Origin of the sequence: Candidatus Phytoplasma melaleucae (assembly GCF_030588185.1) — a bacterium.
Taxonomy (GTDB): domain Bacteria; phylum Bacillota_I; class Bacilli_A; order Acholeplasmatales; family Acholeplasmataceae; genus Phytoplasma; species Phytoplasma melaleucae.
Genome location: NZ_JAOSID010000024.1, coordinates 1 through 1,120 on the forward strand (window position 1 = coordinate 1; position 1,120 = coordinate 1,120).

The 1,120-nt window shown below is 25.0% G+C and carries 1 protein-coding gene; it reads right to left on the reverse strand.

The annotated features are described in order from the left end of the window. Window positions 1-7: 7 nt before the first annotated feature. The coding region (locus tag OC680_RS02230) for a replication protein (RefSeq protein ID WP_304515477.1) at window positions 8-1,120 on the reverse strand (1,113 nt) is incomplete at its 5' end.

Genomic DNA, 1,120 nt, shown 5'->3' on the forward strand with positions numbered 1-1,120 from the left:
CTTATTCTCAACTTTTTTTAAATAACAATTTGCCATCTAATTTCATGAAAATGGCATTATTTTCGCTTTTTTCATCTTCCAAATATGATTTATAACCAGGGTTTTTATCAAAAAACTTTTGAAAAGAATTGTGAGGATTACAAATAAAGATATTTAATTTTTTCTTAAAAATATCTCTATCTGGTTCATGTTTAGCTGTTTCTACTGTGAAGCCAATTTGTCCTCCAAAAATACTTTCTAAAAGTTTTTTTTCAATTAAATAATTAGCTAGAAAGTCATCCCAAATATCTATTTCGGCTTGTTCGTCATCATATCTTTTACGACTAAAATTAATTCTTCCCTTCATATAGTTGAAAATAATGTTTAGTTCTTTACAAATAGCCCAAATTAATTCTGTTTTCCCTATTTTGGTAATACCTTCAATAATTAAACTAATCGCTCTGTGACCATCTCTTAATCTTTGAATTTGAGTTTTAATATGATTAATGATGAATTGAACTTGTGGATTGTCTAAATTAAAAGTGTTTAAACCTTTAATATCTAATACATCAAACAATCTTTTAGGTCTAACAAAATTAACTTTTATTCCTTGCATAACTGTAGAAGCTCTTTCCCAAGCCATATAATTTTTGGTTCTATATAAAAAATCAAAAGTCATTTTTCTTGCTTCATCAACACTCATTTTTTTGTCTTCATTAAATTCTGGCCTCAATCTATTCATGTAATCAATATATTCTTCGTTTTGTTCTTTTCGAGTTTTACTAGATATTTCTTGAATAAAACTTGGGATACCATCTTCACAAACCTGTTCACTTTGTGCTATAATATCCTCGTAAATGCTTTGAGGAGAAATTGTTTTCTCTATGTTAATCGGTTCTAAAGTTAAGTTCGCTTTAGGATCTTTTTTTTTTTTTATAACTAAATTGAAAGTTTTTGTTTTTCCAAAACAAGGTCTTTTATCTAACATTAATAAAACATTAATTCTTTTTTGTTTCTTTCCAACAATTAAATATTTAATTTTATTATCATAATCTTTAATTAAATTAATAAAAAATTCTTTAACATCTTTTTCAGTAAAACTTTCTTTTTCATCTAAATAAGCAATAAAAATATTTTTATA